We start from the raw sequence: 25,104 nt of genomic DNA on the forward strand, positions 1-25,104 counted from the left end.
GATCGCGCCCGCCGCGGTACTGCTCGACCCGCTGGCCGGGCTCCACATGGCCCGCACCCTCGGCGACCTCGGCCGCGCCCTGGACACGGAGATCGCCCCGCTCGGCGAGGAGGGCGACCACCGGGCCGTCCTGGCGATCGATGCCGAGGGCCGCGTCTACGGCCTCGACCACACCGGCGACTGGTTCCTCGGCCACGACATCGACACGGCGCTGTCGACCCTGATCACGGGTGCCCAGCCGACGCGACTGGCCACGGAGGGCTAGGGCCTGTCCGGCGGATCAGGGTCGGATAGGTCGCGGCGTCTGGTGCGGTGCATCGCAAGGCGTCGGAGCGCCTCGATAGCGGAGCTATTGGGGCGTTTCGGCAACGCGGCGAGGCGCCGCACCAGACGCCGCGGCCCCGGCCATGATCCGCCGGACAGGCCCTAGGGGGTGTCCCCCAGCACGACGACCTCCTGGGCCGCGAAGGCCACGCCCACCTCCGCGCCCGGCTCCGGGGCGTCCCGCAGGGCGACCTCCGCCTCCAGCGGGGGGCCGGCGTCGGTGGGGCGGAGGAGGACGGCGACGTGGTGGCCGCGGAAGGTGCGGGCCTCGACCGTGCAGGGCAGGCCCTCGTCGGCGGGGACGAGGCGGACGCCGGTGGGGCGGACGAGCAGACGGGACGGGCCCTCGGGGGAGCCGGGCGGGACGGGGATCTTGCCCCAGGGCGTGTCCGCGGCCTCGCCGGCGATCGTCGCCGCCACCACGTTGTCGAAGCCGAGGAAGCGGGCGACGAACTCCGACGCGGGTCCCTGCCACAGCTCCAGCGGCGTCCCGGTCTGCGCGATCCGCCCGTCCCGCATGACGACGACCCGGTCGGCGAGCGCGAACGCCTCGCCCTGGTCGTGCGTGACGGCCAGCACCGTCGTGCCCAACCGGCCGAACAACTGCCGCAGTTCGACGACGAGCCGCTCCCGCAGCCCCCGGTCGAGCTGCCCCAGCGGCTCGTCGAGCATCAGCAGCCGCGGCCGCGGCGCGAGCGCCCGGGCCAGCGCGACCCGCTGCTGCTCCCCGCCGGACAGCTCGGCGACGGACCGCCGCTCGGCCCCCGGCAGCCCGACGAGCTCCAGCAACTCCCGTACTCGTTCCGCCTGTTCGGCCCGCCCCGCGCCGTGCATCCGCAGGCCGAACGCGACGTTCCCGGCCACGTCCCGCTGCGGGAACAGCTGATGGTCCTGGAACATCAGCCCGACGCCGCGCCGGTGCACCGGCACGCCGTGCTGGTCCGCGCCGCCGAGCAGCACCCGGCCGCCGTCCAGCGCCTGCAGCCCCGCGACGGCCCGCAGCAGCGTGGACTTTCCGCTGCCGCTCGGCCCGAGCACGCACACGATCTCGTGCTCGGCGACCTGCAGGTCCACCGCGTCGAGCGCGGCGCGCGCCCCGAACCGTACGGTCGCACCGTCCAGCGTCAGCATCAGAACTCCCCGGAGGTCCGCTCGGTGCGCAGCCGTTCGAGCAGCAGCAGGGCTGCCGCGCACACCACCATCAGAATCGTCGACAGGGCCATCGCCTGCCCGTAGTTGAGCTCGCCCGGCCGGCCGAGCAGCCGGGCGACGGCCACCGGCAGCGTCGGGCTGTCGGGCCGGGCGATGAACACCGTCGCCCCGAACTCGCCCAGCGACACGGCGAACGCGAACCCGGCGGCGATCAGCAGCGCCCGCCACACCATCGGCAGGTCCACCTCCCGCCAGGCCCGCAGCGGCGACGCCCCGAGCACCGCGGCCGCCTCCCGCAGCCGGGCGTCGACCGCCCGCAGCACCGGCAGCATCGTCCGCACCACGAACGGCACGCCGACCAGCGCCTGCGCCAGCGGCACCAGGATCCACGAGGCCCGCAGGTCCAGCGGCGGCTCGTCGAGCGTGATCAGGAACCCGAAGCCGACGGTGACCGCGGAGACGCCGAGCGGCAGCATCAGCAGCGCGTCGAAGCCGCGCACCAGCCGCCCGGCCCTCCTGGTGAGCGCGGCGGCCGCGAGCCCGCCGATCAGCAGCGCGATGGCCGTGGCGACGACCGCGTACCGCAGGGAGTTGCCGATCGTGTCGAGCAGCGGCACGAGGAAGGTGCCGGAGGGGTCCGTGGACTGCAGGGCCCGGTAGTAGTCGAGCCCGTATCCGTCGGAGGTTGCGAAGGACCGCTCGACGAGGACGCCGAGCGGCAGCACGATCAACAGGGCGACGGAGAGCAGGACGCCCGCGAACAGCGTCCACTGGCCGCCGCCCCGGGGCCGGCGCGCGGTCCCCCCGGGCGCGACCAGCTTCAGCGCCGTCTCGCGCCGGCGGACGGTCCGGGCGTGCACGGCCAGGACCACGCCGACGGCGACGAACTGCACCATCGTGAGGACGGCCGCCGTCGTCAGGTCGAAGCGGACGACCGTCTGCCGGTAGATCTCCGTCTCCAGGGTGGAGTACGTGGATCCGCCGAGGATCTGGACGATGGCGAAGGAGCTCGCGGTGAACAGGAACACCATCAGCGCGGCCGCCGCGATGGACGGGGCGAGCGCCGGCAGGGTCACCGTCCGCCAGGCTTTCCAGCGGGAGGCCCCGAGGACCCGGGCCGCCTCCTCCTGGCGCGGGTCGAGCAGCGCCCACAGGCCGCCGACGGTCCGTACGACGACGGCGTAGTTGAAGAACACATGGGCGATCAGGATCGCCCAGACAGTCGTGTCGAGCCGCACGCCCCACATCTCGTCGAGCAGCCCGCCGCGCCCGACCAGCGCCAGGAAGGCCGTACCGACCATGACCGTCGGCATCACGAAGGGCACGGTGACGACGGCGCGCAGCAGCCCTTTGCCGGGAAACTCGAAGCGCGCGAAGACGTACGCGCCGGGCAGCGCGATCAGCAGGGTCAGCCCGGTGGAGGCGAGCGCCTGCCAGAGCGTGAACCAGAGGACGTCGAGGATCTCCGGCCGGCTCAGCGTCTCGCCGAACCGGCCGAACCGCCACGCCCCGTCGACCCGCAGCCCGCGCTCGACGATCGAGGCGACGGGCCAGGCGAAGAAGAGCGCGAAGAAGGCGACGGGCACGACCATCAGGCCGAGCCGCGCCGCGCTTCCCCTGCGGTCGGGGACTACTTCAGGACGAGCGACGACCACGTCTGGATCCACTGCTCACGCTTCTCGGTGATCTTCTCCGGCGCCATGGTCTGCGGCTTCGCGATCACCTCGCCGTGCTTCGTGAACAGCTCCGGCAGCGTCGCGTCCTTGGCCACCGGGTTGACGAACATCTGCAGCGGCATGTCGTCCTGGAACTGCTTCGAGATCAGGAAGTCGATCAGTGCCTTGCCGCCCTCGGGGTTCTTCGCCCCCTTCAGCAGGCCCGCGAACTCGATCTGCCGGAAGCAGGTGCCGGTGGAGACGCCGGTGGGGGCCTCCTTCGGCTGCGGCTGGGAGTACAGCACCTCGACCGGCGGGCTGGAGGCGTACGACACGACCAGCGGCCGGTCGCCCTTGGCCTTCTTGCCGCCCGCGGAGCCGGAGAACTCCTGGTTGTAGGCGAGCTCCCAGCTGTCGACGGTCTTGACGCCGTTGTCCTTCAGCTTCTTCCAGTACGCCTGCCAGCCCTCGTCGCCGTACTGGGCGGCGGTGCCGAGCAGGAAGCCGAGGCCCGGGGAGGAACGCTCGGGGTTCTCCACCACGAGCAGGTTCTTGTACGCGGGCTTCGCCAGGTCGTCGAAGGTCTGCGGCGGGGCCAGCTTCTTGTCGGCGAAGTACTTCTTGTCGTAGTTGACGCAGATGTCGCCGGTGTCGATCGGGGTGACCCGGTGCTTGTCCACGTCGAGCTGCAGCTCGGCCGGGATCCGGTCCAGGCCCTTGGCCTCGTACGGCTCGAACAGGCCGTTGTCGAGGCCGCGGGAGAGCAGGGTGTTGTCGATGCCGAAGAAGACGTCGCCCTGCGGGGAGCCCTTGGTGAGGATCTCCTTGTTGACGGCCTCGCCCGCGTCGCCGCTCTTGAGGACCTTGACGGTGAAACCCGTCTTCCGGGTGAACTCCGCCAGCACGCCCTTGGAGGCGTTGAAGGAGTCGTGACTGACGAGGGTCACCGTCTTCGGCGCCCGGGTGTCGCCCGCCTCGTCCTTCTTCTCGCTGCCGCACGCGGCCAGCGCAGTGACGCCGAGCGCCGCGACGAGTGCGGCGGCGGCGGCCTTCTTGGTGCTCACCTTGGTGGTGCTCACTGGTTTCCTCCTGGGTATGACCAGGAAGAGACGCGGCCCTGCCCGCGACCGGCGGACACGAGGTCCACCGGGCTGCGGGCAGGGCGCAACAGCTCGAGTAACGACCGAACTTCCTACCCAGAATGACCTGGGCAAGGTTCAGAGGGTCTGCGGTCTGACGGACACCGCACTCTCAGCGCTGTGGCGCTCCCCTGTCGGAATATGCAGATGTGTTCGAGCTCAGGGTACAAGGTCAGCGTTCGGCGGCGGCCAGCTGTCCACAGGCGCCGTCGATCTCCTGACCTCGGGTGTCCCTGACGGTCACCGGCACGCCGTGCCGGGCGATCGCCTCGACGAACGCCTTCTCGTCCTCGGGACGGGACGCGGTCCACTTGGAGCCGGGCGTCGGGTTGAGCGGGATCAGGTTGACGTGCACCCGCTTGCCCTTGAGCAGCCGGCCGAGCAGGTCGCCCCGCCAGGCCTGGTCGTTGATGTCCCGGATCAGGGCGTACTCGATGGAGATCCGGCGGCCGGACTTCTCCGCGTACTCCCAGGCCGCGTCGAGGACCTCGCGGACCTTCCAGCGGGTGTTCACCGGCACGAGGGTGTCGCGCAGCTCGTCGTCGGGCGCGTGCAGCGAGACGGCGAGCCGGCACTTGAAGCCCTCGTCGGCGAACCGCAGCATCGCCGGGACGAGACCGACGGTGGACACGGTGATCCCGCGCTGCGACAGGCCCAGGCCGTCCGGCTCCGGGTCGGTCAGCCGCCGGATCGCGCCGACGACCCGCTTGTAGTTGGCGAGCGGCTCGCCCATGCCCATGAAGACGATGTTGCTGAGCCGCGCCGGCCCGCCGGGCACCTCGCCGTCGCGCAGCGCGCGCATGCCGTCGACGATCTGGTGCACGATCTCGGCGGTCGACAGGTTCCGGTCGAGCCCGGCCTGCCCGGTGGCGCAGAACGGACAGTTCATCCCACAGCCGGCCTGCGAGGAGATGCACATGGTGACCCGGTCCGGGTACCGCATGAGCACCGACTCGACGAGCGTGCCGTCGTGCAGCTTCCACAGGGTCTTGCGGGTGGTGTCCTCGTCGCACGAGATGTGCCGGACGACGGACATCAGATCGGGCAGCAGCTCCCCCTGCAGCTTCTCGCGGGAGCCGGCGGGGATGTCGGTCCACTCGGCCGGGTCGTGCGCGTACCGCGCGAAGTAGTGCGTGGACAGCTGCTTGGCGCGGAACGGCTTCTCGCCGATCGCGGCGACGGCCTCCTTGCGCTCAGCAGGCGTGAGGTCGGCAAGATGCCGCGGCGGCTGCTTGGCTCCGCGCGGCGCGACGAAAGTGAGTTCTCCGGGCTTGGGCATGGTCCTACCAGTGTCGCAGAGATACGACGAAGGGCCCGCCGCCCTGTGGACGACGAGCCCTTCGTGACGAAAGCGCAGGTCAGCCGGTGCCGACGAACAGCACGAGCAACAGCCACACCACCGGCGCCGTCGGCAGCAGGGAGTCGAGGCGATCCATGATGCCGCCGTGGCCCGGGAGCAGCGTGCCCATGTCCTTGATGCCGAGGTCACGCTTGATCATCGACTCGCCGAGGTCGCCGAGCGTCGCGCTCGCCGCCACCGCCAGGCCGAGCAGCAGACCCTGCCACCACGTCCCGTCTTCGATCAGGAACTCCATGCAGAGCGCGCCCGCCGCCATCGCGAACGTCACGGCGCCGACCAGGCCCTCACGGGTCTTGCCGGGGCTGATCCGCGGGGCCAGCTTGTGCTTGCCGAAGCGCCAGCCGATCGCGTACGCGCCGGTGTCGCTGACCACGGTCAGCAGCAGGAACGTCAGCACCCGCTCCGGCCCGTCGTCCGCGGTGAGCATCAGCGCCACGAACGTCGCCAGGAACGGCACGTAGAACGCCGCGAAGACGCCCGCCGTGACGTCCCTCAGATAACCCTCGGGCGGTTCCGTCATCCGCCACACCAGCACCGCGAGCGCGGTGAGCGCCATGGCCACCCAGGCGCCCTCCGCTCCGCGGACGTACCCGGCGACGACCATCGCCGCGCCGCCGACCGCGAGCGGAACGAGCGGCGCCTTGATGCCCTTGCGCTCCTGCAGCCGGGAGGTGAGCTCCCACAGGCCGACCACGACGGCGAGCGCTATCACCCCGACGAACGCGGCCTTCCAGATGAACAGGGAGGCGATGATGACAGCGCCCAGTCCGACGCCTACCCCTATCGCCGCACCCAGGTCACGTCCCGCGCTCTTCTTCTGCGGGGGCTGGGGCGGCGTGGGCATGGGCTCCTGGTCTCCGGCGGCCGGAACATCGGGCACGATGGGCATGGGCGCAGTCTGCTGCGCCTGATGCTGATCGTAAGCGGGACCCGCCGGAAGCGGCCCCCCGGGACCCGCCGGGGCGGGCCCCTGGTCGGGTCCCCAGTAGCCGGCGGGGGCCGGGGCTCCCCAGGAAGAGTCGTTCATCAGACCTCGAGCAGCTCGGCTTCCTTGTGCTTGAGCAGCTCGTCCACCTGCGCGACGTACTTCGCGGTGGTGTCGTCGAGCTCCTTCTCGCCGCGACGGCCGTCGTCCTCGCCGACCTCGCCGTCCTTGACGAGCTTGTCGATGGCCTCCTTGGCCTTGCGGCGCACGGAGCGGATCGAGATCTTGGCGTCCTCGCCCTTGGTCTTGGCGACCTTGATGTACTCGCGGCGGCGCTCCTCGGTGAGCTCCGGGAACACCACACGGATGATGTTGCCGTCGTTGCTCGGGTTGACGCCGAGGTCGGAGTCGCGGATCGCCTGCTCGATGTTGCGCAGCGCGCTCTTGTCGAACGGGGTCACCACGGCCATGCGCGGCTCGGGCACCGAGAAGGACGCCAGCTGGTTGATGGGCGTGATGGCACCGTAGTAGTCCGCCACGATCTTGTTGAACATCGCCGGGTGCGCACGGCCGGTGCGGATCGCGGCGAAGTCCTCCTTGGCGACCACGACGGCCTTCTCCATCTTCTCCTCGGCCTCGAGGAGGGTCTCTTCGATCACCACTTGCTCCTGCGTGTCGTAGCGTCTTGTCCTGCACGGTGTACGACCGGCAGGGCTCTGTCCATCCCCTCGCGGGGCGGTTACCGGTTTCAGGCCCGGGTGCCCTGGTCGCTCACGAGAGTGCCGATCTTCTCACCCTTCACCGCGCGGGCGATATTGCCCGCCGCGAGAAGCTCGAAGACGAGGATCGGGAGGTTGTTGTCGCGGCAGAGCGTGATGGCGGTGGCGTCCGCGACCTTCAGGTCCCGGGCGAGCACCTCGCCGTACTCCAGCGCGTCGAACTTCACCGCGTCCGGGTTGGTCTTCGGGTCGGAGTCGTACACGCCGTCGACGCCGTTCTTGCCCATGAGAAGCGCCTCGGCGTCGATCTCCAGGGCGCGCTGGGCCGCGGTGGTGTCGGTGGAGAAGTAGGGCATGCCCATGCCCGCGCCGAAGATGACGACGCGGCCCTTCTCCAGGTGGCGCACGGCGCGCAGCGGGATGTACGGCTCCGCGACCTGGCCCATGGTGATGGCGGTCTGGACGCGGGAGTCGATGCCCTCCTTCTCCAAGAAGTCCTGGAGAGCGAGGCAGTTCATGACCGTGCCGAGCATGCCCATGTAGTCGGAGCGGGCCCGGTCCATGCCGCGGACCTGGAGCTCGGCGCCCCGGAAGAAGTTGCCGCCGCCGATGACGATCGCGATCTCCGCGCCGTCGCGGACGACGGCGGCGATCTCGCGAGCGATGGCGTGCACGACGTCGGGGTCGACGCCGAGGCCGGTGCCTCCGGAGAATGCCTCGCCGGACAGCTTCAGCATGAAGCGGCCGGCCTTGTTGCCGTGGTGGTCGTCGCCCTTTGCGGCGCCGTGGTTCATGGAGATCTCCTCGTGCACATACGAAGAAGGCCATTGCCGGTGGGTATGTGTGTCCCTACGGCAATGGCCTCCTCGTCAGATCTGCCGTCGTCGGCGCCTGGGCGGCCGGCGACTGCTGTGGAAACCCTAGCGGGCTCCCGTGTCGATCAGGTACCGGCTCAGATGCCGACCTTGATGCGCGCGAAGCGCTTCAGGGCGACACCGGCCTCGTCCAGGATCTGCTGGACGGACTTCTTGTTGTCGAGCGCGTACGGCTGGCCGAGGAGGGTGGCCTCCTTGAAGAAGCCGTTGACGCGACCCTCGACGATCTTCGGGAGCGCGGCCTCGGGCTTGCCCTCGGCGCGGGTGGTCTCCTCGGCGACGCGACGCTCGGACTCGACGACCTCGGCCGGGACGTCCTCACGGGAGAGGTACTTCGGCGCGAAGGCGGCGATGTGCTGCGCGACGCCCTTGGCGACCTCGGCGTTCGGCTTGTCCAGCTCGACCAGGACACCGATCTGCGGCGGCAGGTCGGGCATGGTGCGGTGCATGTAGGCGGTGACGTACGCGCCGGTGTACTGCGCGAAGCGGTCCAGGACGATCTTCTCGCCGAGGTTGGCGTTGGCCTCGTCGACGTACGCCTGGACGGTCTTGCCGGGCTCGATCTCGGAGGCGAGCAGCGCCTCGATGTCGGCCGGGGAGGTGGCGGCGGCGTGCGCGGCGAGCGCGTTGGCGACGGCCTGGAACTTCTCGCCCTTGGCGACGAAGTCCGTCTCGCACTTCAGCTCGAGGATGACGCCGGAGGCGTTGTCGTCGGCGATGAGGGAGACCACGGCGCCGTTCTCGGCGGAGCGGCCCTCACGCTTGGCGACGCCCTTCTGGCCCTTGATGCGCAGTGCCTCGACGGCCTTGTCGACGCTGCCGTCGGCCTCGTCGAGCGCCTTCTTGCAGTCCATCATGCCGGCGCCGGTGAGCTCGCGGAGCTTCTTGACGTCAGCGGCGGTGTAGTTCGCCATGAGTCTGTATTTCTCTCTCGAAGTCTGAAAGATCTACGAAGATCTACGGGTGGACGGCGGGGGCCTTGTGAGCCCCCGCCGTCAGCAACCGAAGTGTGAAGGTCAGGCCTGCTCGGCGTCGGCGGCCGGGGCCTCCGTGGTCTCAGCAGCCTCGACGACCTCAGCGGTCTCAGCGGTCTCGGCGGCCTCCGCGGCCGGAGCCTCGGCAGCGGCCTCGGCCGGCTTCTCGGCCTCGTCGGCCTTCTTCTCGCCCTCGAGGAGGTCGCGCTCCCACTCGGCGAGCGGCTCGCCAGCGGCCTTCTCGCCCGGCTTCGAGTCGCCGGTCGCGGCGCCGGAGCGGGCGATGAGGCCCTCGGCGACGGCGTCGGCGATCACGCGGGTGAGCAGGGTGACGGAGCGGATCGCGTCGTCGTTGCCCGGGATCTTGTAGTCGACCTCGTCGGGGTCACAGTTGGTGTCGAGGATCGCGACGACCGGGATGTGGAGCTTGCGCGCCTCACCGACGGCGATGTGCTCCTTCTTGGTGTCGACGATCCAGACGGCGCTCGGCACCTTCTGCATCTCGCGGATACCACCGAGGGTCTTCTCCAGCTTGGCCTTCTCGCGCGAGAGGACCAGGAGCTCCTTCTTGGTGAGACCCGAGGCGGCGACGTCCTCGAAGTCGATGGCCTCAAGCTCCTTCAGACGCTGAAGGCGCTTGTAGACGGTGGAGAAGTTGGTCAGCATGCCGCCGAGCCAGCGCTGGTTGACGTAGGGCATGCCCACGCGCGTGGCCTGCTCGGCGATGGCCTCCTGGGCCTGCTTCTTCGTACCCACGAACATGATGGAGCCGCCGTGCGCGACGGTCTCCTTGACGAACTCGTAGGCGCGGTCGATGTACGACAGCGACTGGAGCAGGTCGATGATGTAGATGCCGTTGCGCTCGGTGAAGATGAAGCGCTTCATCTTCGGGTTCCAGCGACGGGTCTGGTGACCGAAGTGGACGCCGCTCTCCAGCAGCTCCCGCATCGTGACGACGGCCATGGCCATCTCCTTGAGTTTCTCGGTTGTGTCCTGACGCCCAGGCGCGCCGTGCCACGAGGGACCGAAAGGCGCTGCCACGACTTTTGAGGGTGGTGGCGGGGCGTGCGAAGTCGACCCGGTGACCCGGGTCGCCATAGGAAGTGTACGGGACCCCGGACGTGCCGGGTGACGGCGCTGTCCACAACCGGCCGGTAGTCCACAGATATCGTCCATCATCCGCGCGGATCGGACAGCCGCGGGACGCTGTCGCCCATGAACGCAACCGCCCTGCTCCTGACCCTGGCCCTCCCGGCAGCCTTCATCTGGCCACTGGGCCCGCCCCGCCCCGAGGTGGTCCGCCCCTGGGCGCCCCCGCCGTCCCCCTACGCCCCCGGCCACCGCGGCGTCGACCTGGCAGCCCCACCGGGCGCCCCGGTCCGCGCGTCGGCGGCGGGGTCGGTCACCTTCGCGGGCGAGGTGGCCGGCCGCGGCACCCTCACCATCACCCTCCCCTCCACTGGCGACCCACCCCTGCGCACGACGTACACCCCGGTGGACCCGACGGTGGAGCGCGGCACGAAGGTGGCGGCGGGCGAGGTGGTGGCACGGGTGTCCGCCGCTCCGGCGCACTGTCCGGAGTCCTGCCTCCACTGGGGCCTGCTCAGGGGCGACGTCTACCTGAACCCTTTGCCCCTGATCCACCGCCCGCCGTCGCGGCTGCTGCCGGTGATCGAGGTGCGATGACCACCTGAATCCGGGGGGGTGGGGAGGGGGCGGGGAGGGGAGGCGGCCGCGATCCCCACGCCAGGCTCGGGACCGGCCGGTCCGCGGTGCGCACCCTGCGCGCGTCGCGGAGGTCGGCCGGGGTACGGACGGAGCCGGGCGGCGACCCCGTGGACTGCCCGTCGGCCCGGGTTCTCGACTGCTGGGCACCCGCACGCAGCAAGCGAGCGGCGCGGCTCTTCGACCGGTCGAGTCGGCGCGGGCTCCGGCAAGCCGGCGCGAGCGTTACCCGTCGGCGGGGCGGACGCCGTTCAGGGCCATGGTGACGGCGGTCTCCGCGATTCGGCTCGGGTCCTCGGCTGCGCCGAGTTCGATGCGGCGGACTGCGGCGTCCACTACGCCCTGGAGGAGCATGGCGGAGAGGCGGGGTTCGGGCTGGCCCAGGTCGGCGAGGGCTTCGACGATCATGGCGACGAGGCCGCCGTGCGCCGCGCGGATCTTCTCGCGGGCTCCGTCGTCCAGTTCGCCGGCCGAGATCGCGACGACGGCTCGGTGGCGTCGGTCTCCGACGAGGTCGAGCTGCTTGCGGACGTACGCCTCGACCTTGCCCGCGGGGGTGTCCGCGGCGGCCATCGCCGCCTCGACCTCGGCGGCCCACACGGGGAAGTCGACGGCGCACAGCTCCTCGACGACCGCGGCGCGCGAGCGGAAGTACTCGTACACGGACGAGCGGGCCAGGCCCGTGCGCTCGGCGAGGGCGGGGAAGGTCAGCGCCTCCGTACCGCCCTCGGACAGCAGGGAACGCGCGGCGTCCAGCAGGGCGCCGCGCTGCATCGTCCGGTGCTCGGCCACGGAGGCCGCTCGAATCCTGGGCACGGCTCCACTGTACGACCGGCTCCGCGCCGTCAGCGTCCTACATCGGCCAGCTTGGCCCGCAGCTGCAGGACCGACTTGGTGTGGATCTGGCTGACCCGGCTCTCGGTGACGCCGAGGACATGGCCGATCTCGGCGAGGGTGAGGCCCTCGTAGTAATAGAGCGTGACGACCGTCTTCTCGCGCTCCGGGAGCGTGTTGATGGCCCGGGCGAGCAGGCGTCGCAGCTCGCGATCCTCGGCGACCTCGACGGGGTTGTCCGCCGCGGTGTCCTCCAGGGTGTCCATCAGTGACAGCCGGTCGCCCTCGCCGCCCACATGCAGCAGCTCCTCCAGCGCGACCACGTTCGCCAGCGACAACTGGCTGAAAACCGCGTGCAGTTCCTCCACGGCGATGCCCAGCTCGGCGGCGACCTCGCCCTCGGAGGGCGTGCGGCGCAGCTGTGCCTCCAGCGTGGCGTACGCACGTTCCACGTTGCGCGCCTTCTGCCGCACGGAGCGCGGGATCCAGTCCAGGGCCCGGAGTTCGTCGATCATCGCGCCTCGGATGCGGGTGATCGCGTACGTCTCGAACTTGATCGACCGCTCGACGTCGAACTTCTCGATCGCGTCGATGAGCCCGAAGACCCCGGAGGAGACGAAGTCGGCCTGCTCCACATTGGAGGGCAGCCCCACGCTGACCCGGCCCGCGACGTACTTCACCAGCGGCGAGTAGTGCAGGATCAGCTGCTCGCGCAGGCGCTCGTCGCCGGTGTCCTTGTACGAGCGCCAGAGCTCGTCGAGCGATGACGGTGCGGGCGGTCGCACGGCGCCCCGGGCTGCTGGGGGCACCGCGGCGCGGTCAGACCCGGAGGTGTGCTGGGGCATGCGTTGCCTTGTGCCGTTCTGCCGTCTGGGTGGGGATCCTTGCGAGCGTAGCGTGACTGGACTGTCGCAGTACGCGAACGTCAGCGGATCGCGCCTGTGCGGGTGGCCGGGCTCGGCCATGTCTTCGAACCCGGGCCGTGGCGCGCGTCGGCCCCTCGGGTACGGCCGAGAGAACTCGGTTGCTCATCTGCCTCACCTTTTCACCCGAATGCTCCAGGTCAAGGACCGCCTCGCCGCTTGTTCGACTCGGTTCTGCGCGCGTTCGTCAATCTCCAATTGCCATTCACGCGTTCGACGAACCCCAGTGAGTGCAGCTCGTACAGGCGCGCGACGGTCTCGTCGGGGGGCGTGCCGCCGCGCCGGGAGATCTCCTGCGCGGAGGTGGCGCCGTGGGCGGGCAGTGCTTCGAGGACTCTGCTGCAGTCGGGGCCGAGGAGGTCTCTGGGGAGGACGGGGCCGCGGCGGGCGGGTGCCAACTCGCCGATGGCGCCGACGAGTTCGATCACCTCGTCGGTGTCGGTGACGAGCGTGCCCGGTCCGCGCAGGAGCTCGTGGACGCCGGCTGAGAGCCCCGAGGTGACGGGTCCGGGGACGCCCATGGTGTGCCGGCCGAGGCGCTGGGCGGCGCGGGCGGTGACGAGCGATCCGCTGCGGTACTCGGCCTCGACCACGACGGTGCCGCGGGTGAGCGCCGCGATGACGCGATTGCGGAGGATGAACCGGGCGGGCGTGGGGTGACTGCCGGGCGGCAGTTCCCCGAGGACCAGGCCCTGCTCGGCGATACGGCCGATCAGCCCGGCGTGGCCGCGGGGATAGGCGGTGTCGACGCCGCAGGCGAGCACGGCGACGGTCGCGCCGTGTACGGCGAGGGCGCCGCGGTGCGCGGCGCCGTCGATGCCGAACGCGGCCCCGGAGACGACCACCCAGCCGCGCTCGGCGAGGCCGGAGGCCAGGGCGGTCGCGGTGTGCGCGCCGTACGGGGTGCAGGCGCGGGCCCCGACGACGGCGACGGACCGCAGCGCCCAGGCCCGCAGATCGGCCGGACCGCGCACCCAGAGCCCGACGGGGCGGCCGTCTCCGAGGTCGTCGAGCTGACCCGGCCACTCGGCGTCGCCGGGCACGACGAACCGCCCGCCGAGCGCGGCGACGACGTCGAGGTCCCGCCGGGGCGTGGCCTCGGCCACGGCCTGCCCGGCCCGATGCCGCCACCCCTGGACCCGCTTCCCCCCGGTCCCGTGGAACGAGTCGTCCAAGGCGCCGTCAGCACCGGCCCGCAGCCGTTCGAGAAACCCGACCGCCCCATACCGCCGCAACCAGCCTCCCGCCTGCTCGTCCCCGGGCTCGACGACCCGACTCAGCAGAGCCCGAGCAAGCCGCTCGTCCTCACCCGGCCGAGCGAGGGCGGGCGGCCCGCCGGCCGCCCCCTCGCCGCAGACCCCTGCACCGCCCGCAGGTCGCCCGCCGACCGCCCCCTCGTCAAAGGCCGGTTCGCCCGCGTACCGCTCCTCGGCGGGCCGGCCGCCTTCCGCGGCCCGCCCCTCTGCACGCCCTTCGTCCTGCCCGCTCATCCCCACTCCCCCGTCCCCGCCCCGACCGGCACCGGCGTCGCCCCTCGGGCGATGCCCGTGCGGAGTTCGAGGGCCAGGGCGAGGTCCTGCGCGTCGGGGCGGTCATGACCGGCGAGGTCGGCGATCGTCCAGGCGACGCGGAGGACGCGGTCGAGGCCGCGGGCGGTGAGCAGGCCGCGATCGACGTCCCGTTCGGCCGCGGCGAGGGCGCCGGGCGCACTGAGGAAGCGGGTGCGCAGTTCGTGGCCGGGGATCTCGCTGTTGACGCGCCAGGGCGTGCCGTCGAGCCGGGCGGCGGCGCGCTCGCGCGCCTCGCGCACCCGGGCGGCGACGACGGCGCTGGTCTCGCCGCGCCCGCCCTGGCCGAGGAGGTCGGACCGGGTGACGGGTTCGACCTCGACCCGTAGGTCCACCCGGTCGAGGAGGGGCCCGGAGAGCCGGGCCTGGTAGCGGCGGATGAGGGAGGACGGGCATTCGCAGCCCGTGCCGTGCAGCGTGTGCCGGCCGCAGGGGCAGGGGTTGGCGGCGAGGATCATCAGGAACCGCGCTGGCAGGCGTACGACTCCGGCGGCGCGGGCGACGACCACGTGCCCGGACTCCAGCGGCTGCCGCAGCGCGTCCAGCGCCTTCCCGGAGAACTCCGGCGCCTCGTCGAGAAAGAGCACTCCGCGATGAGCGAGCGAGACCGCGCCGGGCCGCGGCAGTCCGTTGCCGCCGCCGACGAGGGACTGCATGGTCGCCGAGTGGTGCGGGGCGCAGTACGGCGCGCGGCGGACCAGGGGCTCGCCGGGCGGCAGGATCCCGGCGACGGAGTGCACGGCGGTGACTTCGAGGGATTCCTGCCGGGTGAGCGGCGGCAGCACCGTGGGGAGCCGTTCGGCGAGCATGGTCTTGCCCGCGCCGGGCGGTCCGGAGAGCAGCAGGTGGTGGCCGCCGGCGGCGGCCACCTCGATCGCGGTGCGGGCGACGTGCTGCCCGGCGACGTCCGCGAGGTCGGGCCCGTCCACAAGGTCCGGGGACAGGCCCGTGCCGACTCCGGCGCCCGGGACGAGGAGTCCCGCGAGCATCGCGTCGGGCCGGCCGTCCTGCGCGGGCTCCTCGTCGGGGACGGGTTCGTCGGAGAGGACCGCGATGAGCTGGCGCAGGCTGCGCACGCCCAGAACGGAGACGCCGGGGACGAGCGCGGCCTCGCCCGCGGTCTGTTCGGGGACGACGACCTGCTCGTAGCCGGCTTCGGCGGCGGCGAGCACGGCGGGCAGCACGCCGCGCACCGGCCTCACCCGGCCGTCGAGGCCGAGCTCGCCGATGAGGACGAGGTCCGCGATGGCCCGCGGGTCGATGCGCTCGGCCGCGCCGAGGACCGCCGCCGCAACGGCCAGGTCGAATCCGCTGCCGCTCTTGGGCACGGACGCCGGGCTCAGGCCGACGGTGAGCTTCTTCTGCGGCCATTCCGCGTCGGAGTTGGCGATGGCCGCGCGGACCCGGTCGCGGCTCTCGCTGAGGCTCTTGTCGGGCAGTCCGACGAGGGTGAAGGCGGCCACTCCGGCTTCGAGGTCGGCCTGGACCTCGACGACGACGCCCTCGACGCCGACCAGGGCGACGGAGCAGGTGCGGGCGAATCCCATCACGCCACCCCCTTGGCGTGGGTGACGTGCGCGGCGCCGCGGCGCGGCAGGACGACGCCGATCAGGTCGATGCGGACGCCGCCCGGCGGCGCTCCGCCGTGCCGGTGCAGCCAGCAGTCGGCGAGCCGTTTGAGCCGGTCGGCCTTGCGCGCGGTGACCGCGGCCATGGGGTGCTCGTACGCGCCCGACCTGCGGGTCTTGACCTCGATGACGACGAGCGTGTCACCGTCCAGGGCCAAGATGTCGATCTCTCCGGTCCGGCCACAGCGCCAGTTCCGGGCGAGGACGTTCATTCCGGTCCCGGTGAGCCGGCGGGCGGCCAGCTCCTCTCCGTACCGTCCCAGGGCTTGCGTCGCGTTCATTCGGTACCACCTCCGGTACCGACGGTGACACTCCGTGACGCTCCGCGTGCGGGGCTGTGGACGGCGGGCCGGTTGTGGACAACCGACTCAGTCCCCCGGGTGGTTTCAGCTGCCCGGAAGCTCCAGGTCGCTCTTGTTGAGCTCCTCGATGTTCACGTCCTTGAACGTGAGCACCCGCACCTGCTTGACGAACCGGGCCGGTCGATACATGTCCCAGACCCACGCGTCTGCCATGGAGACCTCGAAGAACACCTCGCCCTGGACCGAGTGCACCTGCATCTCGTAGTCGTTGGTGAGGTAGAAGCGCCGCTCGGTCTCGATCACATATTTGAACAGCCCGACGACGTCGCGGTACTCCCGGTAGAGCTTCAGCTCCATCTCGGTCTCGTACTTCTCGAGGTCCTCGGCGCTCATGGCATGTTCCCCTTCAGCCGTGCGTCCCCCTATTGTGCGCCAGCCTCAGCCGCCCCTAGGCGATTTCCGGGGCGAGAACGACCGGCGCACTCGGGGGTCCCTCGTCGAGCAGCGTGCGCAGCAGCTCGGCGAGCTTTGTCGGGTACACCGTCTCACGCGCCGCCGACAGTTCGGCGGAGGTCCACCATCTCAGCCCCGCGACACTGCGCTCCTCCAGCTCGGTGAGCCCGCCGGGCGAGACCGCGGTCTGGCGGGTTCGCGCCAGGTAGTACCACTCGTCCTGGTACCAGCGCCGTCCGTCGAACGGGAAGGAGCAGGTCCGCTCCCAGAGCACCGGCCCGAGGTCGACCTCGGTGATGCCGGTCTCCTCGGCCAGCTCCCGCAGCGCCGCCTGCTCCCGGGTCTCCTCACCCTCCACGCCACCGCCGGGCGTGAACCACCAGGTCTGCTCCGGGTCCTCGGGCTCGAAGCCGTGCATGAGCAGGACGCGGTCGTCCGGGTCGAGCAGAATCACCCGGGCCACCTGCCGCAGCTCCGCCCCCTCCGGCATCTCTGTCACGCCGCCACCGCCTCCTTGTCGCGTCCCGACCGGCCGCTCCCGCCACCGCGCCTGCCCGCCAGCCGCGCCAGCGGCCCGTACGCGGCCCCGATCAGGATCATCGCGGCACCGGCCACGATCGCCGCGACCACGAGCCGCACCGGCCCCGGCTCGGAGATCCCGCCGGGCAGGCCGGCGAAGCCGCTCGGCCGCTCCAGGACGCCGTCCATCGGCCAGGCGATCGCGTCGACCCGACCGGTCACGGCCGAGCGCGGCACCGATCCCTGTCCGGCCTCCTGGAGATGGACGCGGGAGTCCATCGAGTTGCGCCGCTCGTCGCCGAGCAGGAAGAGCTTGCCGTCGGGCACGGTCACACTGAAGTCCTGCCCCATGGTCGCGTCCTTCGACCCCAGATAGGGCTCGTCGATCGGGGTCCCGTTGACCGTCAGCCGGCCGTCCGCCCCGCAGCAGGCGACCTTGTCGCCGCCGACGCCGACCACCCGCTTGACCATGGGCATGTCGCCCCACAGGGCTTCTTGGAACACCACGACGTCACCGCGCCGGACCTCGCTGCCGTCGATGCGCTGTGCGAGCACCCGGTCGCCGACCTCGACCGTCGGCGACATGGAGTCGGTGGGCACGGTGTACGGCTGGTACAGCACGGCCCCCCAGACGAATCCGCCGAGGAAGAGCACGCAGCCGAGAGCCACCGCAAGCCCGGACAGCACACTGCCGACGCGGCCCGCGCCGCCGCCCTGGGTCCGTACCGATTCGCTCACCGCTGCCCCGCATCCGATCCGATGGTCCGTCGCATCTGACGTGTCTGACGTGTCTGACGTCTGAGTTCGGCACCTTACTCGGCGGTATGCGCGCGAGAAAGGGCGAGCGGGAAAGGGCGAGTGGGAAAGGGCGAGTGGGAAAGCGAGAGACGGTGAGAAAGGGCTGACCCCGTACCGCGACGGTACGGGGTCAGCAAACCAGCGGCTGCCGGGGCTCAGGCCTCGGCCGACTTCTTGCGGCGCCACAGCACCAGCGGGACCGCTCCCGCCAGGCCGGCCGCGCCCGGAGCGACGGCCAGGGCCTTGTTCACACCGGGCTGGTCGAAGACGTCCGGGATGGGCAGCGTGGCCCAGCGGGTGACCGGCCAGGCGACGACGATCGCGCGGCCGACCACGTCCTCGTTGGAGACCGTGCCGCCGCCGGGCAGCTCCTGGTGCCAGCGCGAGTCCATCGAGTTCTGCCGGTTGTCGCCCATCACCCAGATACGGTCCTTGGGGACGGTGAGCGGGCCGAACGGCTTGTCGCCGCAGGGCGTCGAGCCAGGCTTGATGTACGCGCTCTCGTCCAGCGGCTTGCCGTTGAGGACGACCTTGCCGCCCTCCTTGCACGACACGGTGTCCCCGCCGACCGCGATGACCCGCTTGATCAGGTCCTTCTCCTCGGCGGACGGCATCAGGCCGATGAAGCTCAGGAACTGCTGCAGCGCGTTCGGGTCGGGGGTGGGCTCGCCCTCCAGCCAGCCGCCCGGGTCGTGGAAGACGACGACCTCGCCGCGCTCCGGCTCGGAGCCGAACCACGGGGTGAGCTTGTCGACGAGCACCCGGTCACCGCGCTTGAGCGTGTCCATCATCGATTCCGACGGAATCGAGAAGGCCTGCACCAGGAAGGTCTTGATCAGCAGCGCGAGGACCAGCGCGATGCCGATCAGCAGGGGCAGCTCCTTCCAGAAGGAGCGCGGCGGCCTCCCGCCCGGACGGTCGTCGTCGCTCTCGTCGCGCCCCGCGCCGTCGCCGGCGGCCGGCTCGCCGTCGGCGGACCCCGTTCCGTCGTCGGTCATGGCCGCGGGCGACTCGCCGAGCTGCTCAGGCCTCTTCTCGGGCTCGTCGTGTCCGGATCGTGCCCCGACGGCCAAATCCCCCACATCCACTCCTCACTCCGTGCAATCGCCTGCCCCAGAACAGGGACAGGCCCACCACTCCCATAACGAGCGGGAGTTCCGCAGGGGTCGGGAGCCAAGGCAATCCGTTCAGATTCCGCGAGGACACACTATGCGACACACCGAGCGCGGACGTAGATCCCTCCCGCGCGTCCGGAACGGCGGCGAAGGTCTCGCGCTGCTCCAGGGTCGCCCAGTGCGACACCGGCCAGACGATGGAGAACGCCCGCCCGACGACCTGCTCCTCGGAGACGGTCCCCTGCCCCGGATCGTCGAGGTGGAAACGGGAGTCGGCCGAGTCGGAGCGGTGGTCGCCCATGACGAAGATCCGGCCCTCCGGCACCTTCACCTCGAACTTGATCTTCGAGGGCTCGTTGCCCGGGTGCAGGTACGGCTCGTTCAGCGGGACGCCGTTGACGGTGATCCGGCCGTCCTTGTCGCAGCACTTCACCGTGTCCCCGCCGACCGCGACGACCCGCTTGATCAGGTCCTGCTCGTCGGCGGAGGGCAGCAGTCCGATGAAGGTGAAGAACTGCTTGACCTGCTTGACGCCCACCGGGTCCTCGCCGGACGGCGCGGCCTCCTGCGGGAGCCAGCCGCCGGGGTCCTTGAAGACCACGACGTCCCCGCGCTGCGGCTTGCCGCCGAACCAGGGCGTCAGCTTGTCGACGAGCACCCGGTCCTGGATCTTGATCGTCTGCTCCATGGAGCCGGACGGGATGACGAAGGCCTGCACCAGGAAGGTCTTCAGGACCAGGGCTATGAGCACCGCCACCGTGATGAGCAGCGGGACCTCCTTGGCAGCCGAGCGCTGCCGCCGCCGCTTGACCCGCTGAGCGAGCCTGCGCCGCTCCGCGCGGCCGGGCATCGGCCGTTCGCCGTCCGTGGGCCGCGAGCCGGTGGGCAGGGGGGTGTCCGCGCTGTGCCCGGCGGCGCGCCGCCCCCGGTTACCCATGACCGCCCGCCCCGGAGTGGACCGGCGCCGGCACACGGGCGAAGGCGTCGGTCCCGGCGACCTCGGACCAGCGGGCGAAGGGCCAGCCGATCCAGTCCGCGCGGCCGATCACCTTCTCGACCGGCACCATGCCGCCGCCCGGGGAGCCGAGGCGGTCACGCGAGTCGCTGGACCTGCTGCGGTGGTCGCCCATGACCCACAGGGTGCCCTGCGGGACGACGACGTCGAAGGGCGCCTTGGAGGGGGCGTCGCCGAGAAACACGTACCGCTCCTCGATCTGTGTGCCGTTCACCCGGATCCGACCCTCCTTGTCGCAGCAGACGACACGGTCGCCGCCCACCCCCACTACGCGCTTCACGAAGTGGGTCTCGTCCGGCTCCGCGAGGCCCAGTGCCGCGGCCGCGCCGTGCAGCAGCCCGGCCACCGGGTTCCCCTCGGCCGGCTCCGGTACGAAGGAGTCGGCGCCGTCGAAGACAAGTACGTCGCCGCGGCGCGGTTCGTCGCCGAAACGGTACGCCAGCTTGTTCACCAGGACCCGGTCGCCGACCTGGAGTGTGGGCTCCATGGAGCCGCTGGGGATCAGGAAGGGCTGCAGCACGAAGTGGCTCAGGAGCAGCACGAAGACCGTGCAGGCGGCGCCGAGCAGGCCCGCCCCGCGCCAGGAGAGGCGGCTGCCCCCGGATATGCGCGCGGAGCGCGACCGCTCCTCCGTCGTGGAGGAGCGGTCGCGCTCCGTGTGCTGTGCTTCGGTGTCCATCGAGGCCAGAGCCTATCCGGCCGACCTGTGGACCCGAACGCGCGACGGTGAGCCGGTGGCTCAGTTGTCGCGCTTCTCCTTGATCTTGGCAGCCTTGCCGCGCAGCTCACGCAGGTAGTAGAGCTTGGCGCGACGGACGTCACCGCGGGAGACGAGCTCGATCTTCTCGAAGATCGGGCTGTGCACCGGGAAGGTGCGCTCGACGCCGACGGAGAACGAGACCTTGCGGACCGTGAAGGACTCGGAGACGCCCGAGCCCTGGCGGCGGATGACGACGCCCTTGAACTGCTGGATACGGGAGCGGTTGCCCTCGATGACGCGGACGTGCACGTTGACGGTGTCACCCGGGCGGAAGGCCGGGAGGTCCGAGCGCAGGGCGCCGGCGGTCACGCTGTCGAGCAGGTTGGACATGTTCTTCGTCTGCTTTCTTCGCACGACGCCACAGGTCGCCGAGCGGGAGTTCGGTGAGAATTCGGGTGCCGTTCCGCCCCTCCGCGACGGTCCCCCTGTGGCAGGGGCGCGATGCGGGCGTACAGCAGCCGCCTATTCTTCCACGGCCGGGGGCCTGCGCCAAAATCGGCCGCCGGGCTCGGGGGCCCAGCCCAGGATCGAGAGCAGCTCGCGGTCCTTCTTGTCGAAGGCGGCGGGGTCGCAGCGCTCGATCAGGTCGGGCCGGTTGAGGACCGTGCGCCGGAAGGCCTCGTCCCGCCGCCAGCGGGCGATCTTCCCGTGGTGCCCGCTGACCAGTACGTCCGGGATGACGCGGCCGCGCCACTCGGGCGGCTTGGTGTAGACGGGCCCCTCCAGCAGGTTTGCCATGGCACCCGGCGCAAAGGAGTCGTCGCGGTGGGACTCGGCGTTGCCGAGGACACCGGGCAGCAGCCGGGCAACGGCCTCGGTGACGACCAGGACGGCGGCCTCGCCGCCGGCCAGCACGTAGTCGCCGATGGAGACCTCGTACACCGGCATGCGGGTGGCGTACTCGTCCATGACCCGGCGGTCGATGCCCTCGTACCGGGCGGGGGTGAAGATCAGCCACGGGCGCTCGGAGAGCTCGACGGCGAGTTCCTGGGTGAACGGCCGGCCGCTGGGGGTGGGGACGACCATGACGGGCCCGCGGGCGCCGGCCTCGTAGCCGTCGGCAAGGGTCTGGTCCAGCGCCTCGCCCCAGGGCTCGGTCTTCATGACCATGCCGGGGCCGCCGCCGTACGGGGTGTCGTCGACCGTGTTGTGTCGGTCGTAGGTCCAGTTCCGCAGGTCGTGGACGTGTACGTCGAGCTGTCCGCGGGCGCGGGCCTTGCCGACCAGGGAGACGTTCAGCGGCTCCAGGTACTCGGGGAAGATCGTGACGACGTCGAGCCTCATGCGTCGTCGTCCCCGGCGGAAGCCTTGTCGGAAGCCTTGTCGGAAGCCGCTTCGTCGTCCTCGCCGGACGCCGTCTCCTCGTCCCTGGAGGACACGATCTCCGCGCGGTCGTCGATCAGACCGGGCGGCGGGTCGATGACGGCCCGCTGGTTCTCCAGGTCGATCTCCGTGACGATCTTCTCGACGAACGGGATCATCAGCTCGGTGCCGTCCGGCCGCTCGACGATGAACAGGTCCTGCGAGGGCAGGTGCGAGATCTCGGTGATCACGCCGATCTCGGTGCCGTCGGCGAGCACCACGTCCAGGTCCATGAGCTGGTGGTCGTAGTACTCGTCCTCCTCCTCCGGCATCTCGGAGGGGTCGACCTCGGCGATGAGCAGGGTGTTGCGCAGCGCCTCGGCGCCGGTGCGGTCCCGTACGCCCTCGAAGCGCAGCAGCAGCCGGCCGCTGTGCACCCGGCCGGTCTCGATGGTCAGCGGCCCGGCGGAGGCCGGGTCGGTGGCCAGCACGGCGCCCGGGCCGAGCCGCAGCTCCGGCTCGTCCGTGCGCACCTCGACGGTGACCTCGCCCTTGATGCCGTGGGCGCGCCCGATCCGCGCGACGACCAGCTGCACTAGTTCCACACTCCTGTCGTACGGCGACGGGCCGGGGCGGACCCGAAGGCCCTCCCCGGCCCGTGCCGGCGTTACTGAGGTAAATCAGCCAACGTTGCTCAGCGGACCTGGTCCACGTCGACGAGGTCGACGCGGATGCCACGGCCGCCGATGGCGCCCACGACGGTACGCAGCGCACGCGCGGTGCGGCCGTTGCGGCCGATCACCTTGCCGAGGTCGTCGGGGTGAACCCGAACCTCGAGGACGCGGCCGCGACGCAGGGTGCGCGAGGCGACCTGCACGTCGTCGGGATTGTCGACGATGCCCTTCACGAGGTGCTCGAGAGCCTCCTCGAGCATGCTCAGGCCTCGGTCGACTCGGTGGACGCGGCCTCGGCCTCGTCCGCCTTCTTGTCGGCCTTCTTCGCCTTCGGGGTGATGGCCTCACCCTTGGCGTCGTCACCCTCGAGGGTCTTCGCGAACACGTCGAAGGAGGCGCGCTTGTCCTCCTTCGTCGCCGGCTGCAGCAGCGGCGCCGGGGCCGGGAGGCCCTTGTGCTTCTGCCAGTCGCCGGTGAGCTTCAGGATCGCGAGAACCGGCTCGGTCGGCTGGGCGCCGACGGACAGCCAGTACTGGGCGCGCTCCGAGTCGACCTCGATGCGCGACGGGTTGTACGTCGGGTGGTACAGACCGATCTCCTCGATGGCCCGGCCGTCACGGCGGGTACGGGAGTCGGCGACGACGATGCGGTAGTGGGGCTGGCGAATCTTGCCGAGACGCTTCAGCTTGATCTTGACTGCCACGGGAGTGGTGTCTCCTGGTCTTGACGTGGTTGGGCACATGAGATGCCACGTGGGGTTGCGGTACTCGGGTGCCCGATGGACGCGTCAGCCGGAGGAGAGAGGGGTCCTATGCGACTGTCGAGTACAGCTAGCCATTGTGCCATACGCGCACCCCGCGCCGAACCGGACCCGGCGCTCGGGGGACGCCCCTGCCCCGGGGGCGGCCCCGCCTCGGGTCAGCTGGCCGCGCCCACCGTCTCCGGGATGCGGAACGGCTTGCCGCAGCCGCCGCACATGATCGGCGCCTGGGCGAGGACGGACGGGACCACGCGCACATTGCGCCCGCAGTCGCAGACCGCCTTCACCCGCACGCCGCCGCCGGACGAGCCGTGCCGCGCAGCGGGCCCGCGGAAGGAGCGCTTGGTGTCGGCGGCGGTCGCGACCGTGTGCGCCTTGAGGGCGCGCTGCAGTCTCTCGATCGTCGGCCGGTAGCGCCGCTTCGCCTCGGGGTTGAGCGTGACCAGGGAGAAACCGCTGCTGGCGTGCGGCTCCTCGGGATGGTCCAGGCCCATCTCCTCGGCGATCGCGAGAAAACGTCGGTTGTGATAGCGGCCGGCGCGGGAGGTGTCGCGGACACCTCTGGCGGCGGCGATGCCGTGGACTGCCTCGTGGAGCAGTCGTTCGAAGGAGAGCTCGGCGCCGCAGGCGGACGACGACTCTCCGATCAGGGACTCGGGCGCGGCAAGGTCTGGCAGCTCGGGGTGGTGCCGCTGAATGTCGGCCCACGCCTGTGCCAGCTCTGCGGCGAGAACAGGTGGTGTCGTGCTCACGTCGCGTACAACGAGCCGGAGTGCCCCCGGGTTCCATTCCGGGGCATCCCAAATATTTTGCACGTACCCGTCAGTTGCCCTTGATGTGCCCCTACGAGGGGCCAGTGCGCCGATCTGCGGAGAAGCCACGCAGCTCGCACCAAGCCGGTACGTAGTGGCGCGTACGCCCCGGCGCGTAGGCGGCGGGTGCGCGCCGGGGGGCCCGGCTGTCGGGAGTGACCCTAGCGGCTCCGCCGGAGGCGTGGAGCACCGACCCCGCCCGGATGCAAGGCGGCGCGACCACTGGACGCGGGGACGGATGGGGAGTTCTCTGACATACGGGGGGTGTGCGCATCGCGCACACAGAAACACGCACGGGCACGGGGGACACGCACGTTCGGACACGCACGTTCGGCGACGACATGGACCTTCGCGGATTGGGGCCCCTTCGATGACACCTACCCTCGTCCGGCACGACCCCGTCCGGGACTGGGTCGAGATCCAGGAACGGATGCTCGCCCCGCTCTACGAGGCCGTGTACGAGCGCCTCGGCGTGGGCGACCGCACCCGGCTCCTGGCCCTGGACTGCGGCTCGGGGCTCGCGCTGCTGATGGCGGCGGCCCGCGGCGCCCGCGTGGCCGGCCGGGACCCGGACGAGGCGCGCCTCGCGCACGCCCGCCAGCGGCTGGCCGCGTACGACGCCGACCTGGACGCGGACCGTCCGACTCCGGGGCCGTACGACGTGGTCACCGCCTTCCACCCGGCCGGCTGCGGGACCCGCGCCCCGGGGGCGCCGCCGGACGCGGTCACCCGTTCGGCGGTACGCGGCGCGGCGGTCGTACTCGCGGGCTGGGGGCCGCCGGAGCGCTGCGCC

28 protein-coding genes and 1 pseudogene are annotated in these 25,104 nt (G+C 71.3%); 3 read left to right on the forward strand and 26 right to left on the reverse strand.

Features of this window, described 5'->3' with window-relative positions:
* A partial coding sequence (locus tag VIU94_RS11420) for an SUKH-3 domain-containing protein (protein ID WP_331910319.1) occupies positions 1-265 on the forward strand: 265 nt, incomplete at its 5' end.
* Between the two features lie 161 nt (positions 266-426).
* Here the strand turns inward: VIU94_RS11420 and VIU94_RS11425 are convergent.
* The 9 genes from VIU94_RS11425 to rpsB all read right to left on the reverse strand — a co-directional run bounded on the left by VIU94_RS11425 (position 427) and on the right by rpsB (position 10,086).
* On the reverse strand, positions 427-1,455 hold the full coding sequence (locus VIU94_RS11425) for an ABC transporter ATP-binding protein (protein WP_331910321.1): 1,029 nt from the start codon (positions 1,453-1,455) through the stop codon (positions 427-429).
* Positions 1,455-3,068, reverse strand: a complete 1,614-nt coding sequence (locus VIU94_RS11430) for an ABC transporter permease (protein ID WP_331910357.1) — start codon at positions 3,066-3,068, stop codon at positions 1,455-1,457. The genes VIU94_RS11425 and VIU94_RS11430 overlap by 1 nt, the downstream gene beginning before the upstream one ends.
* Positions 3,069-3,106: 38 nt before the next feature.
* Positions 3,107-4,210 (reverse strand): thiamine ABC transporter substrate-binding protein, encoded by a 1,104-nt coding sequence (locus VIU94_RS11435; protein WP_414720928.1) that lies wholly within the window; start codon positions 4,208-4,210, stop codon positions 3,107-3,109.
* A gap of 232 nt (positions 4,211-4,442) precedes the next feature.
* A complete protein-coding gene (gene rlmN / locus VIU94_RS11440; RefSeq protein ID WP_331910323.1) occupies positions 4,443-5,549 on the reverse strand; it encodes a dual-specificity RNA methyltransferase RlmN in 1,107 nt (368 codons plus the stop codon).
* Positions 5,550-5,628: 79 nt separating this feature from the next.
* A complete protein-coding gene (locus VIU94_RS11445; protein ID WP_331910325.1) occupies positions 5,629-6,657 on the reverse strand; it encodes a phosphatidate cytidylyltransferase in 1,029 nt (342 codons plus the stop codon).
* A complete protein-coding gene (gene frr / locus VIU94_RS11450) occupies positions 6,657-7,214 on the reverse strand; it encodes a ribosome recycling factor (protein WP_331910327.1) in 558 nt (185 codons plus the stop codon). Before frr ends, VIU94_RS11445 begins: the two co-directional genes overlap by 1 nt.
* A gap of 89 nt (positions 7,215-7,303) precedes the next feature.
* Positions 7,304-8,068, reverse strand: a complete 765-nt coding sequence (gene pyrH / locus VIU94_RS11455) for a UMP kinase (protein WP_331910329.1) — start codon at positions 8,066-8,068, stop codon at positions 7,304-7,306.
* Between the two features lie 158 nt (positions 8,069-8,226).
* Complete coding sequence (gene tsf, locus VIU94_RS11460) at positions 8,227-9,063, reverse strand: translation elongation factor Ts (RefSeq protein ID WP_331910331.1); 837 nt, start codon at positions 9,061-9,063, stop codon at positions 8,227-8,229.
* A 102-nt stretch (positions 9,064-9,165) separates the two neighbouring features.
* Complete coding sequence (rpsB, locus tag VIU94_RS11465) at positions 9,166-10,086, reverse strand: 30S ribosomal protein S2 (RefSeq protein WP_331910333.1); 921 nt, start codon at positions 10,084-10,086, stop codon at positions 9,166-9,168.
* A 252-nt stretch (positions 10,087-10,338) separates the two neighbouring features.
* On the opposite strand from rpsB, the gene VIU94_RS11470 reads away from it, so the two are divergent.
* Entirely contained in the window at positions 10,339-10,809 is a 471-nt protein-coding gene (locus VIU94_RS11470; protein ID WP_331910335.1) for a murein hydrolase activator EnvC family protein, read from the forward strand.
* A gap of 264 nt (positions 10,810-11,073) precedes the next feature.
* Here VIU94_RS11470 and VIU94_RS11475 read toward each other — a convergent pair whose 3' ends face one another.
* The 17 genes from VIU94_RS11475 to VIU94_RS11555 form a co-directional block, all read right to left on the reverse strand.
* The gene (locus VIU94_RS11475; RefSeq protein WP_331910361.1) at positions 11,074-11,640 is read right to left on the reverse strand and encodes a TetR/AcrR family transcriptional regulator; all 567 of its coding nucleotides are present in this window, start codon (positions 11,638-11,640) and stop codon (positions 11,074-11,076) included.
* A 53-nt stretch (positions 11,641-11,693) separates the two neighbouring features.
* Positions 11,694-12,527, reverse strand: a complete 834-nt coding sequence (gene whiG, locus VIU94_RS11480) for an RNA polymerase sigma factor WhiG (protein WP_331910337.1) — start codon at positions 12,525-12,527, stop codon at positions 11,694-11,696.
* A gap of 218 nt (positions 12,528-12,745) precedes the next feature.
* Entirely contained in the window at positions 12,746-14,095 is a 1,350-nt protein-coding gene (gene dprA / locus VIU94_RS11485) for a DNA-processing protein DprA (RefSeq protein WP_331910339.1), read from the reverse strand.
* Entirely contained in the window at positions 14,092-15,720 is a 1,629-nt protein-coding gene (locus VIU94_RS11490) for a YifB family Mg chelatase-like AAA ATPase (RefSeq protein ID WP_331910363.1), read from the reverse strand. The genes dprA and VIU94_RS11490 overlap by 4 nt, the downstream gene beginning before the upstream one ends.
* The gene (locus tag VIU94_RS11495; RefSeq protein ID WP_331910341.1) at positions 15,720-16,082 is read right to left on the reverse strand and encodes a YraN family protein; all 363 of its coding nucleotides are present in this window, start codon (positions 16,080-16,082) and stop codon (positions 15,720-15,722) included. The genes VIU94_RS11490 and VIU94_RS11495 overlap by 1 nt, the downstream gene beginning before the upstream one ends.
* Before the next feature lie 105 nt (positions 16,083-16,187).
* Entirely contained in the window at positions 16,188-16,496 is a 309-nt protein-coding gene (locus tag VIU94_RS11500) for a DUF2469 domain-containing protein (protein ID WP_005311352.1), read from the reverse strand.
* Positions 16,497-16,551: 55 nt separating this feature from the next.
* Positions 16,552-17,046, reverse strand: a complete 495-nt coding sequence (locus tag VIU94_RS11505) for an NUDIX hydrolase (protein ID WP_331910365.1) — start codon at positions 17,044-17,046, stop codon at positions 16,552-16,554.
* Between the two features lie 5 nt (positions 17,047-17,051).
* Positions 17,052-17,813 carry a signal peptidase I gene (gene lepB, locus VIU94_RS11510; protein WP_331910343.1) on the reverse strand — a complete coding sequence of 254 codons (762 nt, stop codon included), beginning with the start codon at positions 17,811-17,813 and terminating at the stop codon, positions 17,052-17,054.
* Between the two features lie 215 nt (positions 17,814-18,028).
* Positions 18,029-18,946 (reverse strand): signal peptidase I, encoded by a 918-nt coding sequence (gene lepB, locus VIU94_RS11515; RefSeq protein ID WP_331910367.1) that lies wholly within the window; start codon positions 18,944-18,946, stop codon positions 18,029-18,031.
* On the reverse strand, positions 18,897-19,925 hold the full coding sequence (lepB, locus tag VIU94_RS11520; RefSeq protein ID WP_331910345.1) for a signal peptidase I: 1,029 nt from the start codon (positions 19,923-19,925) through the stop codon (positions 18,897-18,899). Before lepB (VIU94_RS11520) ends, lepB (VIU94_RS11515) begins: the two co-directional genes overlap by 50 nt.
* Entirely contained in the window at positions 19,918-20,682 is a 765-nt protein-coding gene (lepB, locus tag VIU94_RS11525; protein ID WP_331910347.1) for a signal peptidase I, read from the reverse strand. Before lepB (VIU94_RS11525) ends, lepB (VIU94_RS11520) begins: the two co-directional genes overlap by 8 nt.
* Positions 20,683-20,742: 60 nt before the next feature.
* Entirely contained in the window at positions 20,743-21,093 is a 351-nt protein-coding gene (gene rplS / locus VIU94_RS11530; protein ID WP_331910349.1) for a 50S ribosomal protein L19, read from the reverse strand.
* A 132-nt stretch (positions 21,094-21,225) separates the two neighbouring features.
* Positions 21,226-22,047: a tRNA (guanosine(37)-N1)-methyltransferase TrmD gene (gene trmD / locus VIU94_RS11535; protein WP_331910351.1), complete on the reverse strand. Its 822-nt coding sequence runs from the start codon at positions 22,045-22,047 to the stop codon at positions 21,226-21,228.
* Positions 22,044-22,661, reverse strand: a complete 618-nt coding sequence (gene rimM / locus VIU94_RS11540; protein ID WP_331910369.1) for a ribosome maturation factor RimM — start codon at positions 22,659-22,661, stop codon at positions 22,044-22,046. Before rimM ends, trmD begins: the two co-directional genes overlap by 4 nt.
* Before the next feature lie 98 nt (positions 22,662-22,759).
* Positions 22,760-22,999, reverse strand: coding sequence for an RNA-binding protein (locus VIU94_RS11545; RefSeq protein ID WP_003980229.1), 240 nt, complete (start codon positions 22,997-22,999; stop codon positions 22,760-22,762).
* Between the two features lie 2 nt (positions 23,000-23,001).
* Positions 23,002-23,442 (reverse strand): 30S ribosomal protein S16, encoded by a 441-nt coding sequence (gene rpsP, locus VIU94_RS11550; RefSeq protein WP_331910353.1) that lies wholly within the window; start codon positions 23,440-23,442, stop codon positions 23,002-23,004.
* A 215-nt stretch (positions 23,443-23,657) separates the two neighbouring features.
* Positions 23,658-24,251, reverse strand: coding sequence for a hypothetical protein (locus VIU94_RS11555; protein WP_331910355.1), 594 nt, complete (start codon positions 24,249-24,251; stop codon positions 23,658-23,660).
* 430 nt (positions 24,252-24,681) lie between these two features.
* On the opposite strand from VIU94_RS11555, the pseudogene VIU94_RS11560 reads away from it, so the two are divergent.
* Positions 24,682-25,104 (forward strand): annotated as a pseudogene (locus VIU94_RS11560) (hypothetical protein); the annotation flags it as partial.

Origin of the sequence: Streptomyces sp., assembly GCF_036566765.1 — a bacterium.
Taxonomy (GTDB): domain Bacteria; phylum Actinomycetota; class Actinomycetes; order Streptomycetales; family Streptomycetaceae; genus Streptomyces.